Raw genomic sequence first — 7589 nt, forward strand, 5'->3', positions numbered from 1 at the left:
CGCGCTCGCCACTGTTCTGAAGTGGGCAGAAGGCTCTGGGCTATACGCACCAGGAGCTGTTCTCGGCTACAGAAAAACATTTTTCGTTGCAGGTAGAAATGGGCGTGCCAGGTAGCGGCAGGCTGATCGGACACTGCCAGCAGGGTCAGAGACCGTACCCGTTGGGGATAGTGGCACGCGAAAAGATAGGCGACCACCCCGCTCAAGCCATGGCCGATGAGGTGCACCGGTCGATCCCAAGCCTTCAGGTATTCGTATAGTAGCGTCACGACTGTCTCTAAACTACAGGGCTCATCCTGGGTTTGGTGATACTCCCAGTAGGCCACACGGAAACATTTTCCCAGGGATCCCAGCAAAGGCCGGTCGAAAAGCTTGAGACTGGGAGAAACACCCAAATAAAGTGCCTCAAAAGAGAGCGCGGAAGCGGAACCTAAACTCATTTTGGCCGTCCCATTTCGACTGTCGAAAGATTGAAGCCGGTGGCTGACAAAAGCTTCACAAACAAGAGTTCTAGAAATCGGCAGAACTATCCAAACCGGGCAGATCGGGACAGAGAGGAGGGGATGAGGATCTCCCCTCCCCTGCTTTGAGAAGCCTCAACCCTGCTTTACAGCCCCGGCAAAATCTGGGCTACCACATCGCCGCTGCTCAAGAGCATGTAGGCAAACAGGGCACCGCCAACACCGCCCACCAGAAACCCTCCGGCCAACTGGCTCCAACCGGCGCGGGTGCGCAAGTTTTCGGGCAAGTCCTCCGAGCTTGCCGGCAGGCGCACCGGCTGAGGGGATCCCTGCGATTCCGCCATCAGTTGCACCCCTGGCGTCGGATAGGCCACCTCGCCGTAGGGGGTATTGACCACCGCTACCAGCCGCGAGCGCGGAAAGGACACCCGTCCGTAAACGGAGAGACAAACCGTCAGGATCAGCACCAGGCCGATGGTCGCCAGCGTCCCTGCTGTCAGGGCCTGCTCCGAATCCCGCAGCGGACTTAGCTTGTAAAACGGCCCCACCAGAAAGTACCCATGGGCCATGCCAATCTCCAAGCCACGCAGAAAGGGCGACAAGCCCTCCCGGTAGATGGGCAGGTTTTGCAGCAGCAGCAGGGTGAGATCCCCCTGGTTTACCGGCGTCTCCAAGTTGCCCACCTGCGGATCTGTGGCTCGCACCCAGCCCCCGCGCTGGAAGTCAAAGCCGTTGGCTGCCGCCCGCGCCCGGATGGCATGCCAGATGTGCCCTGCCAAAAACAGGATCCCCAAGACAAAGTGGGCTGTGGCCAACCAGGTGCGGCTGCTCACCACACCCATCTCGTCGGCAGCCAGCCCCAGCGGCCCGTAGAAAGCCACCGGATAGGCAATCTCGTTGACGCTGACAAAATAGGCCGCCAAGATGCCCATGTAGGCCAGGGCCCCCAGGCTGTAGGAGAGGTAGGCTTCGCCCGAGTAGATCAGGATCTGCTTGGCCCAGGCAAAGGGCCGTGTGGCTATGTGCCACCATCCCCCCAAGACGCAAAGCAGGCCAACGTAGATGTGCCCTCCCACCAGATCTTCTAGGTTATCCACAGCAGCCATGCCCTGCTGGCCCATCAGCGGCGTCAGGTAGGCGAAGATCCGCAGCGGATTGAGGGTGGGATCCGTTACCACCCGTACGCGGCCCAGGTGAGCATCGTACAGCCCTCCCCAGAAGAGCGCTTTGGCCACCAGCAACCAAGCCCCCAGCCCCAACAGCAGCAGGTGGATCCCCAGGATGGTGGTCATCTTGTCGTCGTCTTCCCAGTCGTAGCCGAAAAACTGGGCCAAGGTTTCTCCTTTGGGCAGCACCTCCGGCCCCAAAAGGGCATGGAAGATCCCTCCTGCCCCCAGCACCGCCGAGGCAATCAGGTGCAGAACGCCCACCACAAAAAAGGGATAGGGATCCGTGACCACCCCCTCTGCGTTGACGCCGATACCCAACGTGGCCAAATGGGGCAGCAAGATCAGCCCTTGGCTGCCCATGGGCTGAGCCGGATCCCAGTGGGCCACCTCAAACAGGGTCATGCCGCCGGCCCACAGCATGATCAACCCCGCATGGGCCACGTGGGCCCCCAGCAGCTTTCCGGACAGATTCACCAAGCGAGCATTGCCTGCCAACCAACTGACCTGAGGGGATCCCTCGGCAGAGGTAGGTGATGAAGATAGAACTGCGCCAGTCATGACAAACTCCCACAGTATCCACAACAAGTTAAGAAGCCGGGTTTGAGATTACAGATTGAAGAGTGTTTTGAGTTTGGCCGTCCACTCTTTAATTCGTTTTTCCGTCAGCTCCGGCTGATTGTCTTCATCCAGGGCAAGGCCGACAAACTCGCCGTTAACCACTCCCTTGGACTCATTGAACTCGTAGCCCTCTGTGGGCCAGGAGCCGACATTTTTGCCGCCACGCTCGGCGATTTTTTGGGCCAGGATCCCCATGGCATCTTGAAAGTTGTCGGGATAGCCTAACTGATCCCCAACTCCAAAGTAGGCCACCGTCTTACCGGAAAAATCGATTTCATCCAAATTGGGAAAAAACCCATCCCAATCGGCCTGCAGCTCCCCAATGTTCCAGGTTGGACAGCCGATAATTAAGTAGTCGTACTTCTCAAAGTCCTCAATACTGGCTTCGGCAATGTCGATCAAATCCACATTGTCTTCGCCCAGCTCTTTTTGAATCATCTCAGCAGCTCTTTCGGTATTTCCGGTTTGAGTGCCGAAAAATAGACCTATTTTTGCCATTGCTCCTACCTCGAAACTGCAAGTGCAAAGCCCAAAATTAGATGGCCAGATTGTCGTTAGACCTGCTGCGCAGCAAGCTCTACTCTGCCAGTACGGAAATTGAATCCTCGTGCTTTTAGGGCATGGAAAAGGTGACCCTGAAGGAAGAAAAAGGCCAGCCAAAAGTGGGCATTGGCCAGCCAAACCCTAGATGTGAGAGCCCCCCCTTGCTCAAAAAAGGGATAGCGATCCAAGCCCACCCGCAGCAGCGGCCCATAGAAAACTTCGGGATAGACGACGGGATTGACGGCAACCCAATAGGCGGCAATAAACCCCATCAAGGCCAAAGCTCCCAAGCTGTAGGAAAGATAAGCTTCCCCAGACCAGACAAAAATCCGTTCTGCCCAGGCAAAAGGCTTGGTCACGATATGCCAAATCCCACCTGCCACCAGGAGCAGGCCCAGCCAGAGGTGGCCGCCCACCACGTCTTCCAAAGTGTCCACCCCGGCTATCCAATGGCGACCTTCCGTGCCCAGCAGGTGGCCAAAGGGGTTCCAGTTGGGAGCCACTAGGCGCACTTCTCCCGCCACCGGGTCGAACAACCCGCCAAACACCATTGCCTTGAGCACCAAAAGCCAGGCTCCCAGGCCCAGCAGCACTAGGTGGATCCCTAGGATGGTGGTCATTTTGTCTTTGTCTTGCCAGTCGTAGCTAAACAGGGGAAAAGCTTTGGGATCCAGCACCGCCGGCCCGCGCAGGGCATGAAAAATGCCCCCAAACCCCAAAAAGGCAGAGCTGATGAGGTGGATCGCTCCCACCGCAAAGTAGATATCCGTATCCAAAACTTCCCCGCCGGATCCCACCCCCAGCCCCAAGCTGGCCAGGTGGGGCAAGAGAATGAGCCCCTGCTCATACATCGGTCGGCTGGGGTCAAACTTAGCCAACTCGATCAGGGTCATCGCCCCTGCCCAGAGAACGATCAGCCCGGCATGGGCCACATGCGCCCCCAGCAGCCGGCCAGAAAGAACGGTCAAACGGGCGTTGCCCGCCCACCAGGGGATCTGTTGTTGCGAGCTAGATCCCCCTTCTTGCTTCGGTATCGTCGCTGTCATCTTCGCTCCTCTTGCGTTTCTAAACAAGCTTGCTTGGGAAAAGGCCAGAGACTTTGCCCCAGGCCCGCCTCTGGCCGCACGGACACATCCTTTCGAGACACGCAACCAACTATTGAGAGTAAGTCTCAATAGCAAGCTGTGACTCACTCTAGGCTTCTTGAGAGAAGATATCAATATACCTGGGGTTAAATTTTGTTAAAATCCAGGTTAACTTCGCCTTCCACAGCTTTTGTGCGCGGCAGTTGTCCCTGAAGGGTTGGGCCTAAGCGAGGGATCCCGTGGCAACCGGTGATAAAAATCTCTCTTTTCTTAAGATTGAGTCTCAATAGCTAGGTTACAATCAAGCCAAAGTTGGCCAAGCCGAGGGGTAAGGAGCCCAGAGGAGATGTCGAGATATCTGAAGCTGTGGACGGGGATAGGGCTTTATGTTCTGGTTAGCGGGGCTGCTTGCGGGGAAAGCCAAAAGGATCCACCGGCCCTGAGCCAGGCCTCGCCCCAGCAGGCGGCTCAAATGAACCCAGAGTGTCGGCCCATCCCGGTGGATGGCGGCGGCGAGGGTGGGGAAGGGGGAGAAGAAGGAGCGGGCTCTGGCCGGCCAGCCGTTGTGCTCTCTCCTGAGCAGCGGTTTCAGGATCGGCAGATTTTGATCGACTTTGCCGATCAGGTGGTGATCCCTGCCTATGAGCAGTTGGCCGCCGATACCCAGGCCCTGTCTCAAGCCATCCAGGCCTTCGTGCAAGATCCCAATTCCCAGACTTTGCAAGCGGCTCGCCAGGCTTGGTCTGTTGCCCGTCTAACGTGGGAGGAGAGCGAGGCTTTTGCCTTCGGGCCGGCGGCCTCCTTGGGGCTAGATGCGGATTTGGACGAATGGCCCCTGAACGAGGTGGAGGTGCTGGAAGTTCTCAACAGCGGCGATCCCCTCACTCCAGAGACCGTGGCCGAGTTGGAAAGCGGGCAAAAGGGATTTCATGCCGTGGCCTTCCTGCTCTTTGGCGTGGATAACAATAAGTCCTTGCAAGACTTTACCGAGCGGGATCGGGAGTACTTGGCTGCCCTTGGCCCGGTTTTGGCGGATACGGCGGAAAAGCTACTCAAGAGCTGGACAGAGGGCGTGCAAGGGCTGCCTGCTTTTCGCGAAGAATGGGTGAAAGCCGGGGAGGGCAGCAAGAGCTACCTGACGTTGCAAGCTGCTGCTGAAGAAATAGCCCAAGGTATTCTCAGCATGTTGGACGAGCTGGGCAAGGTCAAAATTGGCGAAGCCTTCGCCCGGCAAAATCCCTTTCTCTTGGAAAGCCGCTTTGCCCACCATTCGCTGCCGGAGTTTCAGGCCAACCTGCGCAGCGTCCAATATGCTTACTTGGGTGGATTTAGGGATAGAAAAGGTCGCGGCCTCAGCCAATTTGTCCGGGACATCAACCCCAATTTGGATAGTCAAATTCAGTCGGAGTTACAAGCAGCAGCGGCGGCTCTCCAGGGGATCCCTGACCCTATCGAAAAAAGCCTTTGCGATGCCAATGCCCGTGGATCTATTACCGCCGCTATGGAAAAAATTGAAGACGCTTTCGATAACTTTGCTCAGGAAGTTGTGCCGCTTCTGCAGCAGTAAGAAAGTCCGAAAAGAGTTGAGCTGCCGCTATTTTGATAGCCTATGCGTCGTCTTCTCCAGATGTTCATGCTGGGATTGGCCTCTCTTTGGGCAGCGAGCTTTCTGGCTTTTTCCGCCGGTCTAGATGGATCCCAGCCATTGCCCCCGCGAGCGGGTGGCGAAACAACCCTTTGGAACCGCACCTCAACAGCCTACGAGCAGCCGGCCCCCAATTTGGATCCCCGCTGGGCCAGGCTGCATGCCCTGGGGGACATTGCCTTTGAGGCCAACTTTGTAGCGGCTCCAGCGCCTGTTAACCCCGGCCTTGGACCTCTGTTCAACAACAACTCCTGCGCCGGTTGTCATGTCAAAAACGGCCGCGGTCTACCCGAGAAAGGACAGCGGGTGGTTAGGGTGAGCCAGGTTGGATCCCTGGATAGAAGTGGGGATCCCCGGCCTTTTGGATGGGAGGCCATGGCTCCTTATGGCAACACTCCCCCTGTGCCCGGCATCGGCACGCAGATTCAAGAAAAGGCCGTTCGAGGCTATCGGCCAGAGGCCAAGGTGGAGTTGCACTGGGTAGAGCAGACCGGACAGTACGCCGACGGAACCGCCTACAGGCTTCGTTCTCCTGTTGTGAAGCTGTTGACTCTGGAGGGATCGCCGATTGAGCCTGTCCTCATCTCCCTGCGGATCCCCCAGCCGGTGTTTGGAGCGGGCCTACTGGAAGCAGTTCCCGAGTCTGCAATCCTAGAAGCAGCCGATCCCGACGACACTGATGGGGATGGCATCTCTGGCCGCCCCAACTCTGTTTGGGATCAAGAGCAGCAGCGTCTGGTGCTGGGACGGTTTGGTTGGAAAGCCAATACCCCCAACCTCAGGCAACAAACTGCGGCCGCCTACGCCAACGACATGGGTGTCACGAATCCTCTTTTTCCGGCCGCCGATGGCAGCCAAGATATCGACGAGGACACTCTCCAAGCGACAACCGTTTACGTGCAAACCCTGGCTGTGCCTGGCCGCGTCCTTTGGCAGGATCCCCAAGTTCAGCGAGGTGAAAAGCTCTTCGTCCAAGCCCAATGCGCCAAGTGTCACCGACCAGAGCTGCACACCGGCATTCATGAGATCGCTGCCCTGGCCAACCAAGTCATCCACCCCTACACCGATTTGCTGTTGCATGACATGGGCGAAGGACTGGCAGATGGCCGCCCTGACTTTGAGGCTACGGGCCGAGAATGGCGCACCCCCCCTTTGTGGGGCATCGGCTTGTCGCAGACAGTTCTGCCCTACTCCGGCTATTTGCACGATGGCCGCGCTCTCAGCCTCGAGGAGGCCATTCTCTGGCATGGGGGAGAAGCTGAACGCTCCCGCGAGATCTTTAAAAATATGGCTGCTGAAGACAGAGAAGCCCTGCTCTATTTTCTTCGATCCCTCTAGAGCTCCGCCCATTTCCGCAGCAGGTTCGCGTAAACTTTGGAGACCAAATCAAAGTGGCGTGTCTTGCCCGATTCCTGAAACATCTGCAGTCGCACAGTCTCTAAATCAAAGAGGATCTCGCGTTCTTGCGGATCCCTAATTAGGCTTTGAACCCAACTGACGACAGCATAGCGGATCCCGCGGGTTACAGGCTCAACTTGGTGCAAGGTCGAAGCAGGATAGAGAATCAAGGCGCCCGCCGGCAGCTTGTAGGCTCGTTCTCCTTCGCTACTCTCAATTTTTAGCGCACCACCCTCATAGTCTTCGGGGGCACTCAGAAATAGGGTAAAGGAAATATCTGTACGCATAAGCTGACGCTGATCAACCATAAGCGCATCGTCGGTATGAGTGCCGTAAGACATGCCCGCTTCGTAGCGGCTAATCAAAATAGAATGAATGAGCTTGGGCCGAGCAGCCATCTGAAACAGCAAATTGCGCTCTAGAGCTGCAAAGACAATCTCCTGAATCTTCTGGTGCTGGAGGAATCCCTTAGGAATCTGCCTATTATTTTTGACAAGCCTGGCATTCCAGCCAGCCGTCAGGGCACCATCTGCAAATTCAGCATCGGATGTAATGGCCAAGGTTTGTTGCAATTCTGCTAAACTGAGAACATCGCCAATACACAAGAGCATTGTCAACCTCTAAAGATCAAAACATGCAACACCTTCTACACTAGCAAAACAAAGCCTAT

General features: G+C 56.7%; 7 protein-coding genes. 2 read left to right on the forward strand and 5 right to left on the reverse strand.

Annotated features, from left to right (window positions below):
- The 4 genes from NW857_RS04255 to NW857_RS04270 form a co-directional block, all read right to left on the reverse strand.
- Nucleotides 1-395: alpha/beta fold hydrolase (locus tag NW857_RS04255; RefSeq protein WP_414368041.1), on the reverse strand; the 395-nt coding region annotated here is incomplete at its 3' end.
- A gap of 212 nt (nucleotides 396-607) precedes the next feature.
- Complete coding sequence (locus NW857_RS04260; RefSeq protein ID WP_414368042.1) at nucleotides 608-2188, reverse strand: chlorophyll a/b binding light-harvesting protein; 1581 nt, start codon at nucleotides 2186-2188, stop codon at nucleotides 608-610.
- A gap of 48 nt (nucleotides 2189-2236) precedes the next feature.
- Entirely contained in the window at nucleotides 2237-2746 is a 510-nt protein-coding gene (gene fldA, locus NW857_RS04265) for a flavodoxin FldA (RefSeq protein WP_099812754.1), read from the reverse strand.
- Nucleotides 2747-2802: 56 nt separating this feature from the next.
- Nucleotides 2803-3837: a chlorophyll a/b binding light-harvesting protein gene (locus NW857_RS04270; protein ID WP_414333705.1), complete on the reverse strand. Its 1035-nt coding sequence runs from the start codon at nucleotides 3835-3837 to the stop codon at nucleotides 2803-2805.
- Between the two features lie 385 nt (nucleotides 3838-4222).
- Between NW857_RS04270 and NW857_RS04275 the strand changes: the two genes are divergently transcribed.
- The gene (locus NW857_RS04275) at nucleotides 4223-5443 is read left to right on the forward strand and encodes an imelysin family protein (RefSeq protein ID WP_414333707.1); all 1221 of its coding nucleotides are present in this window, start codon (nucleotides 4223-4225) and stop codon (nucleotides 5441-5443) included.
- Between the two features lie 42 nt (nucleotides 5444-5485).
- The gene (locus tag NW857_RS04280) at nucleotides 5486-6859 is read left to right on the forward strand and encodes a di-heme oxidoredictase family protein (RefSeq protein ID WP_414368045.1); all 1374 of its coding nucleotides are present in this window, start codon (nucleotides 5486-5488) and stop codon (nucleotides 6857-6859) included.
- Here the strand turns inward: NW857_RS04280 and NW857_RS04285 are convergent.
- Nucleotides 6856-7530 (reverse strand): Fe2+-dependent dioxygenase, encoded by a 675-nt coding sequence (locus NW857_RS04285; RefSeq protein ID WP_414337390.1) that lies wholly within the window; start codon nucleotides 7528-7530, stop codon nucleotides 6856-6858. The genes NW857_RS04280 and NW857_RS04285 overlap by 4 nt on opposite strands.
- Nucleotides 7531-7589 lie beyond the last annotated feature (59 nt).

This window comes from Synechococcus sp. H55.9 (assembly GCF_047462355.1).
Classification (GTDB): domain Bacteria; phylum Cyanobacteriota; class Cyanobacteriia; order Thermostichales; family Thermostichaceae; genus Thermostichus.